Source organism: Variovorax atrisoli (assembly GCF_014195185.1).
Taxonomy (GTDB): Bacteria; Pseudomonadota; Gammaproteobacteria; order Burkholderiales; family Burkholderiaceae_C; genus Variovorax; species Variovorax atrisoli.
The window spans coordinates 100570-117037 of record NZ_JACIBG010000005.1; the positions used below are offsets into that span (position 1 = coordinate 100570).

14 protein-coding genes are annotated in these 16468 nt (G+C 67.9%); 11 read left to right on the plus strand and 3 right to left on the minus strand.

The window, feature by feature from the left end:
• Nucleotides 1–89 precede the first annotated feature (89 nt).
• The 7 genes from FHY06_RS18270 to FHY06_RS18300 all read left to right on the plus strand — a co-directional run bounded on the left by FHY06_RS18270 (nucleotide 90) and on the right by FHY06_RS18300 (nucleotide 7818).
• Nucleotides 90–893 carry an alpha/beta fold hydrolase gene (locus FHY06_RS18270; RefSeq protein WP_184605967.1) on the plus strand — a complete coding sequence of 268 codons (804 nt, stop codon included), beginning with the start codon at nucleotides 90–92 and terminating at the stop codon, nucleotides 891–893.
• Nucleotides 890–2062, plus strand: a complete 1173-nt coding sequence (locus FHY06_RS18275) for an ABC transporter substrate-binding protein (RefSeq protein ID WP_126183530.1) — start codon at nucleotides 890–892, stop codon at nucleotides 2060–2062. The genes FHY06_RS18270 and FHY06_RS18275 overlap by 4 nt, the downstream gene beginning before the upstream one ends.
• A gap of 149 nt (nucleotides 2063–2211) precedes the next feature.
• Nucleotides 2212–3084 carry a branched-chain amino acid ABC transporter permease gene (locus FHY06_RS18280; protein ID WP_019653558.1) on the plus strand — a complete coding sequence of 291 codons (873 nt, stop codon included), beginning with the start codon at nucleotides 2212–2214 and terminating at the stop codon, nucleotides 3082–3084.
• Nucleotides 3081–4040 (plus strand): branched-chain amino acid ABC transporter permease, encoded by a 960-nt coding sequence (locus FHY06_RS18285; protein WP_020723002.1) that lies wholly within the window; start codon nucleotides 3081–3083, stop codon nucleotides 4038–4040. The genes FHY06_RS18280 and FHY06_RS18285 overlap by 4 nt, the downstream gene beginning before the upstream one ends.
• 124 nt (nucleotides 4041–4164) lie before the next feature.
• Nucleotides 4165–4911, plus strand: a complete 747-nt coding sequence (locus FHY06_RS18290; protein ID WP_019653560.1) for an ABC transporter ATP-binding protein — start codon at nucleotides 4165–4167, stop codon at nucleotides 4909–4911.
• An 87-nt stretch (nucleotides 4912–4998) separates the two neighbouring features.
• On the plus strand, nucleotides 4999–5700 hold the full coding sequence (locus tag FHY06_RS18295; protein ID WP_184605968.1) for an ABC transporter ATP-binding protein: 702 nt from the start codon (nucleotides 4999–5001) through the stop codon (nucleotides 5698–5700).
• 165 nt (nucleotides 5701–5865) lie between these two features.
• On the plus strand, nucleotides 5866–7818 hold the full coding sequence (locus tag FHY06_RS18300; RefSeq protein WP_184605969.1) for a sigma-54-dependent Fis family transcriptional regulator: 1953 nt from the start codon (nucleotides 5866–5868) through the stop codon (nucleotides 7816–7818).
• A gap of 118 nt (nucleotides 7819–7936) precedes the next feature.
• Here the strand turns inward: FHY06_RS18300 and FHY06_RS34845 are convergent, their stop codons facing one another.
• Entirely contained in the window at nucleotides 7937–9325 is a 1389-nt protein-coding gene (locus tag FHY06_RS34845; protein WP_260310511.1) for a hypothetical protein, read from the minus strand.
• Between the two features lie 370 nt (nucleotides 9326–9695).
• Here FHY06_RS34845 and FHY06_RS18310 point away from each other — a divergent pair, with 370 nt between their 5' ends.
• On the plus strand, nucleotides 9696–11498 hold the full coding sequence (locus FHY06_RS18310; protein WP_184605970.1) for an NAD(P)/FAD-dependent oxidoreductase: 1803 nt from the start codon (nucleotides 9696–9698) through the stop codon (nucleotides 11496–11498).
• A 5-nt stretch (nucleotides 11499–11503) separates the two neighbouring features.
• Here the strand turns inward: FHY06_RS18310 and FHY06_RS18315 are convergent, their stop codons facing one another.
• Complete coding sequence (locus FHY06_RS18315; RefSeq protein WP_184605971.1) at nucleotides 11504–12400, minus strand: alpha/beta hydrolase fold domain-containing protein; 897 nt, start codon at nucleotides 12398–12400, stop codon at nucleotides 11504–11506.
• 25 nt (nucleotides 12401–12425) lie between these two features.
• On the minus strand, nucleotides 12426–13133 hold the full coding sequence (locus FHY06_RS18320) for a Crp/Fnr family transcriptional regulator (RefSeq protein WP_019653567.1): 708 nt from the start codon (nucleotides 13131–13133) through the stop codon (nucleotides 12426–12428).
• A gap of 145 nt (nucleotides 13134–13278) precedes the next feature.
• Between FHY06_RS18320 and FHY06_RS18325 the strand changes: the two genes are divergently transcribed.
• Genes FHY06_RS18325 through FHY06_RS18335 form a run of 3 tightly spaced genes read left to right on the plus strand, consistent with a single transcriptional unit; the run spans nucleotide 13279 to nucleotide 16396 of the window.
• The gene (locus tag FHY06_RS18325; protein ID WP_019653568.1) at nucleotides 13279–14199 is read left to right on the plus strand and encodes a beta-keto acid cleavage family enzyme; all 921 of its coding nucleotides are present in this window, start codon (nucleotides 13279–13281) and stop codon (nucleotides 14197–14199) included.
• A gap of 38 nt (nucleotides 14200–14237) precedes the next feature.
• On the plus strand, nucleotides 14238–15452 hold the full coding sequence (locus FHY06_RS18330) for an ABC transporter substrate-binding protein (RefSeq protein ID WP_184605972.1): 1215 nt from the start codon (nucleotides 14238–14240) through the stop codon (nucleotides 15450–15452).
• The gene (locus FHY06_RS18335; RefSeq protein WP_165924662.1) at nucleotides 15449–16396 is read left to right on the plus strand and encodes a 3-hydroxyacyl-CoA dehydrogenase NAD-binding domain-containing protein; all 948 of its coding nucleotides are present in this window, start codon (nucleotides 15449–15451) and stop codon (nucleotides 16394–16396) included. Before FHY06_RS18330 ends, FHY06_RS18335 begins: the two co-directional genes overlap by 4 nt.
• The last annotated feature ends 72 nt before the right edge of the window (nucleotides 16397–16468 follow it).

Here is a 16468-nt window from a genome sequence, read left to right on the forward strand (position 1 = left end):
TCCACGCAGACACGGCCCCTGCGAGCGCCGCTTGCCCCCATCCCGGCCTTCCCCCAGAGGGGGAAGGAGCAACAGCCGGCAGCGACCTCATGAGCACGGAGTTCGCAGACATCATCTGGCGCAACCGCGAGGTGCGCATCGAATGCCAGTGGATCGCCCCCGAGCGCACCGACGCCCCGCTCGTCGTCTTCCTGCACGAAGGCCTGGGCTCCGTCGCGATGTGGAAGGACTTCCCCGCGCGGCTGTGCGAAGCCGCCGGCGTGAGCGGCCTCGTGTTCTCGCGCCCCGGCTACGGCCGTTCGACGCCGCGCGCGAACGACGAGATCTGGGACGTCGACTTCATGCACCGCCAGGCGCACGAGGTGCTGCCCGCGCTCTTCGCCGCGCTCGGCCTCGGCGACCGCAAGCCCTGGCTCTTCGGCCACAGCGACGGCGGTTCGATCTCGCTGCTGTACGCCTCGCGCTTTCCGGACAAGGTGGCGGGCCTCGTGGTGCTGGCGCCGCACATCTTCGTGGAGGACGTGACGGTGGCGAACATCGAGAACGCGCGCACCGCCTACCTCGACACCGACCTGCCGCAGAAGCTGGGCCGCTACCACGACAGCGCCGACTCGGCCTTCTGGGGCTGGAACCGCATCTGGCTGCATCCGCCATTTCGCGACTGGAATATCGAGCGCGAACTCGACACCATCCGCTGCCCCGTGCTCGCCGTGCAGGGCATCGACGACGAGTACGGCACCCTCGCGCAGATCCGCGGCATCGCCGCGCGCGTCGGTGGTTGCGAGCTGCTCGAAATCCCTGAATGCGGGCATTCCCCGCATCGCGATCAGCCGGATCGTGTCATCGTCGCGGCCACTTCCTTCATCACCAAAAACAGGAGACAGACACCATGACAATCCGCACCGCCCGCCTGGCCCTCACGGCCATCGCCTTCGCCGCGCTCGCGTCGGCTGCAGGCGCCCAAGGCACAGGCAAGCTCAAGGTCGGCCTGATGCTGCCCTACAGCGGCACCTACACCGCACTGGGCGTGGCCATCGAGAACGGCTTCAAGCTCTACGTCGACGAGCAGGGCGGCAAGCTCGCCGGCCGCGAGATCGAGTACTTCAAGGTCGACGACGAATCCGATCCGGCCAAGGCCACCGACAACGTCAACAAGCTCATCAAGCGCGACAACGTCGACGTGATCGTCGGCACGGTGCATTCGGGCGTAGCGATGGCCATGGCCAAGGCCGCCAAGGAAAGCGGCACCGTGCTGATCGTGCCCAACGCCGGCGCCGACGCCGTCACCGGCCCGATGTGCGCGCCCAACATCTTCCGCAGCTCGTTCAGCAACTGGCAGCCGGCCTACGCCATGGGCGAGGTGGCGGCCAAGCAGCAGGGCAAGAAGAAGGCGATGACCATCACCTGGAAGTACGCGGCGGGCGACGAGTCGGTCAACGGCTTCAAGGAAGGCTTCGAGAAGAACGGCGGCAAGGTCGAGAAGCAGCTCACCCTGCCCTTCCCCAACGTGGAGTTCCAGGCGCTGCTGACCGAGATCGCGGCGGCCAAGCCCGATGCGGTGTACGCCTTCTTCGCCGGCGGCGGCGCGGTGAAGTTCGTCAAGGACTACCAGGCCGCGGGCCTGAACAAGACCATTCCGCTGTACGGCCCCGGCTTCCTGACCGACGGCACGCTCGACGCGCAGGGCGAATCGGCCCAGGGCATGCTCACCACGCTGCACTACGCCGACGGCCTGAACACCGCACGCGACAACGCCTTCCGCGTGGCGTACGCCAAGTCGTTCAAGCTGCAGCCCGACGTGTACGCGGTGCAGGGCTACGACGCGGCGCAGATGCTGGGCGTGGGCCTGAACGCGACCAAGGGCGACATCTCGAAGAAGGCCGAATTCGCGGCCGCCGTCGAGAAGGCGAAGATCGACAGCCCGCGCGGCACCTTCACCGTGAGCAAGGCCCACAACCCGGTGCAGGACATCTATCTGCGCAAGGTGGAGGGCAAGGAGAACAAGCTGGTGAGCACCGCGATCAAGGGCCTGGCCGACCCCGCTCGCGGCTGCAGGATGTAGATAGGTACACCCCCAGGCTTCGCTCACTTCGTGTGCTGCGCCAACCCCCTTGCAGGGGGCGACACCTGCGGCCCGGCGAAGCCGGTTCCGCGGTGTCCCGCGCAGTGCACTCCCATTGAACAACGATCCCGCCCAGAGAGAACCTCCTCGTGGATTTCGGAACCTTCCTGGTCCAGTGCCTGAACTCGGTTCAGTACGGACTGCTTCTCTTCCTCGTGGCCTCGGGGCTGACGCTGATCTTCGGGATCATGGGCGTCATCAACCTTGCCCACGGGAGCTTCTACATGATCGGCGCGTACATGGCGTTCTCGCTCGCGCCGCTGTTCGGCGACCAGTTCTTGCTGATGCTGGTGGCCGGCGTGGTGCTGGCGGCCGTGTTCGGCTACCTGCTCGAATGGGCCTTCTTCAGCTACCTCTACCAGCGCGACCACCTGCAGCAGGTGCTGATGACCTACGGGCTGATCCTGGTGTTCGAGGAGCTGCGCTCCATCCTGGTGGGCAACGACGTGCACGGCGTGAAGGTGCCCGCGTGGCTCGACGGCAGCTTCGCGCTGGGCAGCGTGATGAGCTATCCGTGGTACCGCCTCTTCGCATCGGCCGCCTGCATCGTGCTGGCCGTGGGCCTGTACTGGGTGGTGAACCGCACGCGACTGGGCATGATGATCCGCGCCGGCGCGAGCAACCGCGACATGGTGCGCGGGCTGGGCATCGACGTGAAGCGGCTCTACCGCATCGTGTTCGCCGCCGGCGTGGCGCTCGCGGCGCTGGCCGGCATGATCGCCGCGCCGATGTCTTCCGTGTATCCCAACATGGGCGCGAGCGTGCTCATCATCTGCTTCGTGCTGGTGGTGATCGGCGGCATCGGCTCGATCACCGGTGCGCTGGTGGCCTCGCTGCTGGTGGGCTTCGTCGACACCTTCGGCAAGGTGTTCTTCGCCGACCTCGCCGGCATCGGCATCTACCTGCTGATGGCCATCGTGCTGATCTGGAAGCCCGAGGGGCTGATGGGGAGGCGGCCATGACAGCCATGAAGCGCGGCGCATTCCTGCTGCCCGTGGCCTGCGCGGTCGCCATCGGCGTCGCCGGCCCGTTCATGGGCAACTACGCATCGGACTTCATCGTGAAGGTGATGATCCTCTCGATCTTCGCGCTGAGCCTGGAGTTGCTGGTGGGCATGACCGGCCTCGTGAGCCTGGGCCACGCGGCGTTCTACGGCATCGGCGCATACGTCACCGTGCTGGCCTCGGGCAACGAGGGCGGCAACTTCGCGCTGCTGCTGCCGCTGTCCATGGGCGCGGCCGCGCTCTACGCGCTCTTCGTCGGCGCGTTGAGCCTGCGCACGCGCGGCGTCTACTTCATCATGGTGACGCTGGCCTTCGCGCAGATGGCCTTCTTCGTCTTCCACGACACCAAGGTCGGCGGCGGCAGCGACGGCATCTACATGTACGTGCGGCCCGCCATCGGCGCGCTCGACATGGAGAACCGCACGGTGCTGTTCTACGTGGTGCTGGCGTCGCTGGTGTTCACCTACGCGCTGCTGGCGCTCATCCGGCGCTCGCGCTTCGGCGCGGCGCTCGCGGGCATCCGCGTGAACGAGCAGCGCATGCGCGCCGCCGGCTTCGCGGTGTACGGCTACAAGCTCGCGGCCTTCGTGCTGGCCGGCGCATTGGCCGGGCTCGCGGGCTTCCTGCTGGCCTCGCGCGACGGCGTGGTCAATCCGGAGCTGATGGCCTGGCACAACTCGGGCGAGGTGCTGCTGATGGTGATCCTGGGCGGCCTGGGACACCTGCGCGGCGCGGTGATTGGCGCGGTGGCGTTCACGCTGCTCAAGGAGATCTTCTCCACGCACGCGGTGATGGGCCCGCTGGCCGACCACTGGCAGCTGACGCTGGGGCTCACGATCATCGTGTTCGTGGCGCTGCTGCCCAAGGGTCTGATCGGTCTCGTCCAACGCCTGTCGCCGAAGGGGGCTGCATGACTTGCACGCCGACTTCCTCCCTCCCCCGCTGGGGGAGGGCCGGGGTGGGGGCACGCGGAGCCTCCATCGAGCGCCCTGCCTGCCCCCATCCCCACCTTCCCCCAAAGTGGGAAGGAGCAAGACCATGACCGCACTGCTCTCCGTCGACAAGCTCACCCGTCGCTTCGGCGGCCTCACCGCAGTCAACGCCGTCACGCTCGACCTGCACGTGGGCGAGGTGCACGCCGTGATCGGCACCAACGGCGCCGGCAAGTCGACGCTGATCAACATGCTCTCGGGCGAGATCGAGGCGAGCGAAGGCCGCATCGCGCTCGACGGCGTGGACATCACCGGCCGCGCGCAATGGAAGCGCGCGCGCGACGGCGTGGGCCGCAGCTACCAGCGCACGACCATCTTCCCGGAGTTCAGCGTGCATGAGAACTGCCGGCTGGCCGCACAGGCCGCGACGCCCAGGCCCTGGGCCTTCTGGCAGTCGTCGCGCGGCTGCGCCACCAGCAGCGCATCGGCTGACGCGGCGCTCGAAGCCGCCGGCCTCGCGCACGAGGCACAGCGCATCGCCGGCACCATGAGCCACGGCGCGCAGCGCCAGCTCGAGGTGGCGATGTGCCTGGCCACCAATCCGCGCGTGCTGCTGCTGGACGAGCCCCTCGCCGGCATGGGTGCCGAGGAAACCGACCGCATGCTCACGCTGCTCGCGCGGCTGAAGGCAACGCACGCGATCCTGCTGGTGGAGCACGACATGGACGCGGTCTTCCGCATCGCCGATCGCATCACGGTGATGGTGAACGGCACCGTCATCGCGACCGGCAACCCGGCGGAGATCCGCGAGAACCCCGAAGTCCGCACCGCCTACCTCGGAGAAGACCACTGATGCCCCCACGCTCATCACTTCGTGTATTCGCTGCCCTCCGAGGGGGCGCCGGCCTCCCTTGGGGCGGACCGGCGGGAGGCCACTGACATGCTCATCGTCCGAGACCTCAACACCTACTACGGCAACAGCCACATCCTGCGCGGCGTGCATGCGGGCGTTCCGGCGGCCACCTCGGTCGGCCTGCTCGGGCGCAACGGCATGGGCAAGACCACGCTGATCCGCACCATGATGGGCTACGTGCGCCCCGCGTCGGGCGAAGTGCAGGTCGACGGCCGCACCGTCACCGGCCTGCCGCCCGAGAAGATGGCGCGCCTGGGCATCGGCTACGTGCCCGAAGGGCGCGGCATCTTCCCGAACCTGTCGGTGCGCGAGAACCTCGTGATGAGCGAGCGAGCCGGCATCGACGGCCGCCGCGAATGGACCTTCGACCGCGTCATGGCGACCTTCCCGCGCCTGTCGGAGCGGCTGTCGCACGGCGGCCAGCAGCTGTCGGGCGGCGAGCAGCAGATGCTCTCGATCGGCCGCGCGCTCATGACCAACCCGCGCCTGCTGATCCTCGACGAGGCCACCGAAGGCCTCGCACCGCTGATCGTGGCCGAGATCTGGCGCGTGATCGGCGAGATCCGCGCGACGGGCATCGCCACGCTGATCGTCGACCGCGACTACCGCAAGGTGCTCGCGAACACCGATCTCGCGGTAGTGATGGAGAAGGGCCAGATCGTGCGGCACGGTGCCTCGGCGGACCTGCTCGCCGAGCCCCATGCGCTGGAGGAGTTGCTGGGCGTCTGAGCGACCCAAAGGCAGGCGCGTACCGCCGCTGTGAGCGGGAGTAACACGTCCGTTCCACCGGGTTTCACCTCTGTCCTGCGACAGCGCGACAGCCGAATGATGGACGGCTGCACGGCCCCGGCCTGGCCGTGCGCACCCCATTCCCCTCCACTCGCGAGGCTGCGCATGACGTCCCTGCAATCGCGCCACATCGACAACGTCTACTCCATCGCCACCGGTACCGCGCTGGTGGCCGATCCGGCGCAGAGCCTGGTCCACAAGTCGTGGGCGCGCTGCGTGCGCGACCATGGGCTCGATCCGTCGAAGCCGACGCCGGCGCGCATCCTGCCGGCGCAGGAGGTGCGCGCGCACCAGCAGCAGCTGGAGCACTTCCTGCGCGCCGCGCGCGCGGGCATGGAAGACATCTACCGCCGCGTGGCCGACCTGGGCTACATGGTGCTGCTGACGGACGCCGAAGGCATCACCGTCGACTACATCGGCAACCCCGCGTGGGACGACCAGCTGCGCAAGGCCGGCCTCTACCTGGGCGCGGACTGGAACGAGGCGCATGCGGGCACCTGCGGCGTGGGCACCTGCCTGGTGGAGCGCCAGCCGATGACCTGCCACCAGACCGAGCACTTCGACGCCACGCACATCGCGCTGACCTGCACCACCGCGCCGCTGTTCGACCACAGCGGCAAGCTCACGGCGATCCTCGACGTGTCGGCGCTGCGCTCGCCGGAGGCCAGGGAGAGCCAGCATCTCGTGCGGCACCTGGTGGCCATCTACGCACGGATGATCGAGGACGCCGACTTCCTGCGCAGCTTCCGCGGCCACTGGATCCTGCGGCTGGGCAGCGCCTTCGGCCTCGTCGATGTGGCGGGCGAGGTGATGCTGGCCTTCGACGAGGGCGGCACCGTGGTGGGCGCGAACGGCGGCGCGCGGCAGGCCTTTGCCGGACGCGCGCTGGGCAGCGCGATATCTGAATGGCTGCACATGCCGATGGATGCCATCTGGCGCATCGGCAACGGCGGCGCATCGGCCATGCCCTTCGCGCACACGGTGCTGCTGCCGGGCGGCGGCGAGTACCACGCGTCGCTGCTGGCGCCGCGGGTGCGCAGGCCGGCGGCGACGGCCGCAGCGGCTGTCGCGCCGGCATCGCCGTCGGCACGTCCGGGCGATCGGCTGCCGCCGCTGGAACGCATCGCGGGCGACGATCCGCAGATGCAGAAGCTCCTCGCGCAGGCACGCCGGCTGGTGGACCGCGGCATCCACGTGCTGGTCGAGGGCGAGACCGGCAGCGGCAAAGAGGTACTGGCCCGCGCGCTGCACGGCGCGAGCAGCCGCGCGGCGATGCCCTTCGTGGCGGTGAACTGCGCGGCCATCCCCGATTCGCTCATCGAGAGCGAGCTGTTCGGCTACACGCCCGGCAGCTTCACCGGCGGCCGCGCCAAGGGCATGAAGGGCCTGATCGCGCAGGCCGACCGGGGCACGCTGTTCCTCGACGAGATCGGCGACATGCCGATGGCGCTGCAGACGCGGCTGCTGCGCGTGCTGTCCGAAGGCGAGGTGCTGCCGCTGGGCGCAGAGTCGCCGCAGCGGGTCGACATTGCGGTGGTGGCAGCCACGCACCGGCACCTGCCCGGGCTGGTGGCCTCGGGGCGTTTTCGCGAGGACCTCTACTACCGCCTGTGCGGCGCGGTGCTGAAGCTGCCGCCGCTGCGCGAGCGCGGCGACATGCGCTACCTGATCGAGGGCATGTTCAACGAGGAGGCCGCGGCGATGTCTTCGCCGGCGCGGCTGTCGGAAGAGGCGATGCGGAGACTGCTGGCGCATGACTGGCCGGGGAATCTGCGAGAGCTGCGCAATGTGTTGCGGCTGGCGTTGGCGCTGTGCAGCGGGGCGAGCGTGAGCGCGCAGGATCTGCAGCTGCAGCCTCGCGCGGAAATCGCGGCCAACGACAAGATGCGCATCGAAGAGGCCGGCGAAGATGCCGCCGCCGAGGCCGACCGCCTGCTCGACATGCTGAAGCGCCACCGCTGGCATGTCGCGCGCGCGGCCGACGAACTCGGCGTGAGCCGCGCGACCGCCTATCGGCACATGAAGCGGCTGGGCATCGTGGCGCCGCGCCGCGGGTAGCGGACGGAAGTCTCGATCCGCAACGATACGAAGCTTGACGCAACGCCTCACATGCGTCGAAGCACCGAGGCGAGAAGCCCGTACGCCCGCGACAGCGTACGGGTCTTCAATCGACCGATCAGTTTTCTCTATAGACGAAACCCATATGCAAGAAGCCAGCCTTCGGCGAAGGACTGCGCCCGCCGATCAGCAACTCGAGTCGCTTCGAGCGCATGGCGAAGTAGAGATCCGCGCCGGACTGTGCTGCTCGCATGCCAAGTGGAGACGAAGAACCAAGGCTGCTCAGCGTGAGAGTGGAGATCGGGTTGGCTAGCTGATAGCCCGCTGGGGAAACGATCACCATATCCAAGGTACCGCTCGTGGACCATGCTTGGCTGCTGAAAGCATTGAAGTCGGCAGCCGCGGGCACGCCGATGGCAAGAACCTGGTTGCCATTGGCAGGCGACGTGCCCGCGCTGAGGTAGATCTTGTCGCCTTCTACATTGGCGATTGCAAATTTTCCAAGCAATGTTCCGTCAGTCGGGTCTTTCAGTCGCCACATGCCCGCCTCCGTGTCTGCTTCGACCTTGCTGGTGACCAGCTTGGCTGTGGGGCAAAGCTCGATCCGATAAATGATCTGGTCGACGCACTGCTTCATCACAGTTCCGCCGCCTGAAATCTGGATCTGGGCAATGGCCGATTCGCCGCCGGAGGCCGAGACTTCGATGCGAGCCCGGTCGTAGGTGCCGTCCAATTTGCTTTGTGTCAGGACCAGCGCCCGCGTCGCGAAAAAGGCGGATTCGGCATATGACACCGGCGCCGAGAACGGTTTTGCGAAGGGAAAGCCGCCAACGATGCTGTCGCCCGATATCCATAAAGAGGACGCATTGGTGACGGTCATTCGACTGCTCTGAATCTGCCAGTTGGCGTCGGGCGGCGTCGTGAGTGGCGTCATCGTTCCCGACGTCGTGTCGCCCGCTGCGTCAGTCAGGCTATAGGTTGCATTGTCGAGATCGAGGCTGAGTTTCTGGCGTGAGCCGTTGCCCGCGAAGACCATGTATTCACCGTTGCCATACGTGCCAGTCTTGACAGTGAAGTTCAGTTCCTTCGAGCGGTTCTCCGACGCATTGGCCACGAGCTTGTAGCTGCCGGCCGCCGACTTGCTCGAATTGGCAAAGCGTGAAGCCCATTGCGTCGTGGTGGTGTCGACATCGGTACGGGTCGTGCCGGTGCTTTGAGAACTGCCGAGCCATGCCGCGCTGTCGCTCGCCTTGACCACCACCAACTGCCCCGGCACGACGACGTAGTTGCCCGAACCGTCCGGGCTGGCCGCGCTGCCGCCGATCTCGACGGTGAGCTTCAACTCCGGCGCGGCCGGAGTTTGCGGTGCAGGTGCCGGCGCTGGCGCCGGCGCAACCGCGATCGGCAGCAGCGGAACGCCGCCTCCTCCTCCGCCCCCACCACCGCCGCAACCGGCAAGACCAACCACCATGGCCGCGGTGAACGCGGTGCCAATGCTTCTCCTCATCTCTCTGTCCCTCTGGATTTGTATTGATCGATGCACTCCGGCGACGCCGGGGCACTTCGAATGTAGCGACAACCTTTGTTTACGAAGATAAAAGGCCTACGGAAAGTCGGATCGACGCCACATTTGTTCGGCCAGGTTCAAGTCACCCTGCTCAAAATTAGTTCCAAAGTCTTCTTTGCCTGAATGACGCGTCTCGACGTGTCGCAGGACAGTCGCACTGCGACCGAGACGGGATGCACGCACTGAGACAAAACCCCGCGCAAGTCATTGATCCATCGTCGCCCCGCGCGCGGCACGAAAGCTGCGCAACGCATGCCGCGCCGCCCCCAAAGGCGCCGCGCATCCATCAACGACGCAACGGAGACACGCAATGACAGACCCCACCACCGCCCCCACCCGGGCCGCGGCCCAATGGCTCGCCGACTTCGCCGCCGCGCTTGCACGCAACGACATCGACGCGGCCGTCTCGCTGTTCGAGGCCGACAGCTTCTGGCGCGACCTCGTCGCCTTCACCTGGAACATCCGCACGCAGGAAGGCCCCGATGCCATCCGCGCGATGCTGCAGGCGCGGCTGGCCGACGTGCAGCCCACGGCCTTCGCGGTGGAAGGCGAGGCGACCGAGGCCGACGGCGTGGTCGACGCGTGGTTCACCTTCGAGACGCGCGTGGCGCGCGGCCGGGGCCATCTGCGGCTGCGCAACGGCAAGGCCTGGACGCTGCTCACCACCATGACCGAGCTGAAGGGCTTCGAGGAGAAGACGGGCGAGAACCGCATCAAGGGCGCGGAGCACGGCGTGCACAAGGGCCGCAAGACCTGGCTGGAGAGGCGCCGCGATGAGGAGTCCACGCTGGGCTACACCGAGCAGCCCGAGGTGGTGATCATCGGCGGCGGCCAGGGCGGCATCGCGCTGGGTGCGCGGCTGCGGCGGCTGGGCGTGCCGGCGATCATCGTGGAGCGCAATGCGAAGGCCGGGGACTCCTGGCGCAGGCGCTACAAGTCGCTGTGCCTGCACGACCCGGTCTGGTACGACCACCTGCCCTACATGCCCTTCCCCGACGACTGGCCGGTGTTCGCGCCCAAGGACAAGATCGGCGACTGGCTGGAGATGTACACGAAGATCATGGAGCTCAACTACTGGAGCTCCACCACCGCGAAGAAGGCGCGCTTCGACGAGGCCTCGCAGCGCTGGGAGGTGACGGTGGAGCGCGAGGGCAAGCCGGTGGTGCTGCGGCCGAGGCAGCTGGTGTTCGCGCTGGGCGTGTCGGGCTATCCGAACGTGCCGAAGATCGCGGGCGCGGAGAACTTCAAGGGCGAGCAGCACCACTCCAGCCAGCACCCCGGGCCGGAGGCCTATGCCGGCAAGAAGTGCGTGGTGCTGGGCTCCAACAACTCGGCGCACGACATCTGCGCCGCCCTGTGGGAGCACGGCGCCGACGTGACGATGATCCAGCGCTCGTCAACGCACATCGCGCCCTCGCAGTCGCTGATGGAACTGGCGCTGGGCGGGCTCTACTCCGAGCAGGCGGTGAAGAACGGCATCGACCACCACAAGGCCGACCTGATCTTCGCGTCGGTGCCCTACAAGATCATGCACACCTTCCACATCCCGGTGTACGAGGAGATGAAGAAGCGCGACGCCGACCTGTACGCGCGGCTGGAGAAGGCGGGCTTCATGCTCGACTTCGGCGCCGACGGCTCGGGCCTCTTCATGAAGTACCTGCGGCGCGGCTCGGGCTACTACATCGACGTGGGCGCCTCCGAGCTGGTGGCCAACGGCAGCATCCACCTGAAGAGCGGCGTGAACATCGAGCGGGTGAACGAGCGCTCGGTCACGCTGACCGACGGCACCGAGCTGCCCGCCGACCTGCTGGTCTATGCCACCGGCTACGGCTCGATGAACGGCTGGCTCGCCGACCTGATCTCGCCGGAGATCGCCGACAAGGTCGGCAAGTGCTGGGGGCTGGGCTCCGAGACACCGAAGGACCCGGGGCCCTGGGAAGGCGAGCTGCGCAACATGTGGAAGCCGACGCAGGTCGACAACCTCTGGTTCCACGGCGGCAACCTGCACCAGTCGCGGCACTACTCGCAGTTTCTCGCGCTGCAGCTGAAGGCGCGCATGGAAGGCATCGACACGCCGGTGTACGAGCGGGCGCCGTCGCACCACGTGCGCTGACCGGGTCAGTCCCGGCCCCGCACGATCCCCGCGATAGCGGCGCGCGCCGCCATCGCCTGCCTCACCGGCAGCAGCGGCCAGACATGGACCATGCCGGGAGCCTCGTGCATCTCGACATGCACGCCCTGCGCCGCGGCCCGATCGCGCAGCGCCCGGCAATCCGCCAGCAGCAGGTCGCGCGTTCCGATGAACACGGTGAGCCTGCCCAGCCCCTGCAGCGGACCGTGCACGGGGCTCAGGTGCGGCAGGCCCGGATCTTCGCCGCCGGCCCACCACCGCCCCGCTTCCTCCAGTCCGGGGCGGGCCAGCCACGGATCGTCGGCTTCGAGTGCCGGAATCGCGGGGTTCGACACCGTGAGGTCGAGCCAGGGCGAAATCAGCACGATGTCGCGCGGCTGCGGCAGGCCCAGCGCGGCAAAGCCTTGGGCCAGCGCGAGCGCGAGGCCGCCGCCCGCCGAATCGCCCATCAGCACCAGCTGCCGGGGGTCATGCGCGGCAGCCAGCCCACGGTAGATCTCGTTCACCATCGCGTAGGCAAGCCGGTAGGTGTGCTCGGGCGCGAGCGGAAAGATCGGCACGTGCGCGACACAGCCCGTGGTCTCGGCGAATTCCGCCAGCAGGCGCCAGTGGAACGGCGAGATCTCGGCCACGTGCGCACCGCCGTGCAGGTAAAGGAGCTGCACCGGTCCCGCGCCGGCAAGCGGCGCGAGGGTGTAGCAATAATGGCCGCCCACCTGGCGCCTGCCGATCGCGCAGCGCTTGCGCACCGACGCCGGCGGCTCGGCGCTCGCGGTCTTGCGGTCGCGCTCCACGGCCGCGCGCAGCCCTTCGATGCTCTCGAAGCGGCGACGGCGGCCCAGGAGCTTCAGCAGCAGGAGAAACAGGGGCCAAGGCATGGTCATGAAAGCTCCTCCTGCATTTCGCTCCTTACTCGATGAACCGCCGCAGCCCTTCGAGGTCGATCACGGTGATTCCCCCGTACTCGATCCGAAGAAAGCCCGCTTCCTTCAGCCGGTTCAGCGCCGCATTGCAGCGCTGGCGCGAGACGCCCGAGAGGTTCGCGATCTCTTCCTGCGAGGTCTGCAGGTGCGGCTCGCTGCCCGGGTGCAGCCACGGGTGGAACAGCCCCGCGAGCGCGCGGGCGACCTGGCTGTCGGCGTCGAGCAGGCGATGCGCCGCGTAGTTGCCCATGAACCAGTGCAGCCGCTCGTTGATCTGCTGCAGCAGGAAGTGGTCGAAGCCGCGCTGCGTGCGGTGCAGCCATTCGAAGGTTTCCAGCGGCAGCGCCGCCACCCGGCTGGGCCGCAGCGCGATGATGTCGGCCGAGCGCGGCAGCGCGCGCAGCAGCGTGCCTTCGCCGAACCAGCTGCCGACCGAAAGGCCGCCGAAGGTCACGGAGCGACCGTCGCTCGACGTGATCGACCACTTGAGCAGGCCCTCGAGCGTGCCGTACCAGTGCAGAGGCGTGTCGCCGCGCCGGCACAGCGCGGCACCGGGCGCCACCTCGACCTCGCGCATCTCGTCGAGCACGCGTTCGCCCGCGCTCACGTCGAGCAGGGGGAACCAGGCCGAGCTCTGCAGCAGCTGGGCAATCGTGAGCGAGGCCGCCTTGGGGGCCGGCTTGTTCGTGGGCATGGGACGGAAGGCAGATGGCGCTGGGGCGACTTTAGCCGGTGGCGCAGCGTAAACCCTGAGCCCGAATGTCGTCGCGATGACTGAGTGGGGACGCTGCTCAAAAAAATAATTGCGCGCCCATGACAGACACCAGGAGCCCCCGAGCATGTCGAAGCGCAAAGTGATCGTGACCATCGCCCCCACCGGCGGCATGGCGCACAAGTCGCAGAACCCCCACCTCCCCACCCAGCCCGCAGAGATCGCGGCCGACGTGCTGCGCTGCTGGAACGCCGGCGCCAGCGTGGTCGCCATCCACGCACGCCGGCCCGACGACGGCGCCACCTGCGACGCCGAGGTGTACCGCGACATCAACAGCCGCATCCGCGCGGGCGGCAGCGACATCGTCATCAACAACTCCACCGGCGGCGGCGTGCACGGCGACATGGTGAAGCCGCTGGCCGGCGACCGCTGGGAGATCGCGTGGGAGGAGCGCATCAAGGGCATGGACGCCGGCGCCGAGATGTGCACGCTCGACGCGACCACGCTCAACCTGAGCTTCGAGGGCAAGCAGATCCTGATGGACACGCCCATCACGCGCGGGCGCGAGCTGGCCGCCGGCATGAAGGCGCGCGGCATCAAGCCCGAGTGGGAGGTGTTCAGCCCCACGCACATCCTGCAGGACACGACCACGCTGATCGGCGAGGGCCACGACGACGAGCCCTACTTCATCAACCTGGTGATGAATGTGCACCGCAACTTCCAGAACGCGATGCCGTATTCGCCGCGCTTCCTGCAGATGATGGTCGACACGCTGCCCAGGGGCAGCATCTTCTGCGTGAGCGGCATCGGCCCCTCGCAGCTGGAGGCCAACGTGGCGGCGCTGCTGCTGGGCGGCCATGCGCGCGTGGGCCTGGAAGACAACCTCTACTTCCGCCACGGCGAGCTGGCCACCAACGTGCAGCTCACCGAGCGCATCGTGCGCGTGATCCGCGAGCTCGACATGGAAGTGGCCACGCCCGCCGAGGCGCGGCAGATGATGGGCCTGCCGCGGGTGGGCACGCCGAGGCCCGAGTTCGCACTGGGCTGAAGGCGGGCGACAAACAGAAGAGAGACGGAGACGGATACATGAGCAAGCTTTCCCGCAGCGCCCTCGCAGCGGCGCTCGGTGCGGCCTTCACGGCGACGGGCGCCTCGGCGCAGGTGTCGGACGACGTGATCCGCATCGGCTTCATCAGCGACATGTCGGGCATCTACCGCGACTACGACGGCCCGGCCGGCGCGGAGGCGATCCGCATGGCCATCGCCGACATGGGCGGCGCCATCGACGGCAGGAAGATCGAGCTGGTCACGGCCGATCACCAGAACAAGCCCAACATCGCCGCTGCCAAGGCACGCGAGTGGTTCGACGTGCAGAAGGTCGACATGCTGATCGGCGGCGTCAACTCGGGTGCGGCCATCGCCATGGCGGGCGTGGCGGCCGACAAGAAGAAGCCCTACTTCGTGGTGGGCTCGGGCGCCTCGGGCCTCACCAACGAATACTGCTCGCCCTACACGGTGCACTACGCCTACGATACGGTGGCCATGGCGCGCGGCACCGCGAGCGCGGTGGCCAAGGCCGGCGGCAAGAGCTGGTACTTCGTGACGGCCGACTACGCCTTCGGCGCGGCGCTGCAGGCAGACGCCACGAAGACGGTGCAGGCTGCCGGCGGCACGGTGGCGGGCTCGGTGAAGCACCCGCTGGGCGCGAGCGATTTCTCGTCGTTCATGCTGCAGGCGCAGGGCTCGAAGGCCCAGGTGCTGGCGCTGGCCAACGCGGGCGGCGACACGGTCAACGCGATCAAGTCGGCGGCGGAGTTCGGCATCGGCAGGAACATGAAGCTGGCCGGCATGATCATCACCATCAACGACGTTCACGCGCTGGGCCTGAAGGCGTCGCAGGGCATGTACCTCACCGACAGCTGGTACTGGAACCAGAGCCCCGAGTCGCGCGAATGGGCACGCCGCTTCTTCGACAGGCACAAGCGCATGCCCTCCTCCTTCCATGCCGGCGACTACTCGGCCGCGCTGCAGTACCTGCAGGCGGTGAAGGCCGCAGGCAGCGACGACGCCGACAAGGTGATGGCCCAGCTGCGCAAGACGAAGTTCAACGACATGTTCGTCAAGGGCGGCTGGCTGCGCGAAGACGGGCTGATGGTGCACGACATGCAACTGATGCAGGTGAAGACGCCGGCCGAGTCGAAGGAGCCCTGGGACTACTACAAGGTGGTCGAGCCGATCCGCGGCGAGGCCGCATGGACGACGAAGGCTGAGAGCCGCTGCGCGCGGTGGAAATCGACATGAGCACATCCACGGACATCCAGCGCGTGGCGGTGGTCGGCACCGGCGTGATCGGCGCGAGCTGGGTCGCGCACTTCCTCGCGCACGGTCTCGACGTGAACGCGACCGACCCCTCGCCCGGTGCGGAAGAACGGCTGCGCGAAGCCGTGGCGCGGCACTGGCCCACGCTGGAGCGCTTCGGCCTCGCAGCGGGTGCCTCCATCGAGCGCCTGCGCTTCCACGACAGCCTGGAAGACGCCGTCTCGGTGGCCGACTTCGTCCAGGAGAACGGCCCCGAGCGCATGGACTTCAAGATCGACCTGTTCCGCCGCATGGACGCGGCCGCGCCGCCGGAGACGATCCTCGCATCGAGCTCCTCCGGCCTCGCGATCAGCGGTGTGCAATCGGGCTGCGCGCATCCGCAGCGCGTGGTGCTGGGGCATCCGTTCAACCCGCCGCACCTGATCCCGCTGGTGGAGGTGATCGGCGGCGAGCAGACCTCGGCCGAGGCCATCGAGCGCACCATGGCCTTCTATGCGGCCATCGGCAAGCGGCCGATCCACGTGAAGCGCGAGGTGAAGGGCCACATCGCGAACCGGCTGCAGGCGGCGCTGTGGCGCGAGGCCTTCCACCTCGTCGACCAGGGCGTGGCCAGCGTGGCCGACATCGACACAGCCATCGCGCACGGGCCCGGCCTCCGCTGGGCGGTGATGGGGCCGTTCATGAATCTGCACCTGTCGGGTGGCGCGGGCGGCATCGAGCATGTGCTGGCGCACCTGGGCGGGCCGATCGAGGACTGGTGGAAAGACCTGGGGGCGCCGTCGATGACGGCGGAGCTGAAGCAGAAGGTGAAGGAAGGTGTGGACGAGGAGCTGGGGCAACGCCGCACGGCGGACCTTGAAGTTGTGCGCGACACCCTGCTGTTAAACCTGATCCGCTCGAAGGCTGATAGCGGCAAGCTTGAATAGGTCGAGGCCTTGCTTGGCTCTTGTCGTGCAGTGAGCGGTTTGTTCGGGGCTCGCTCACGCCGACGGGGTACC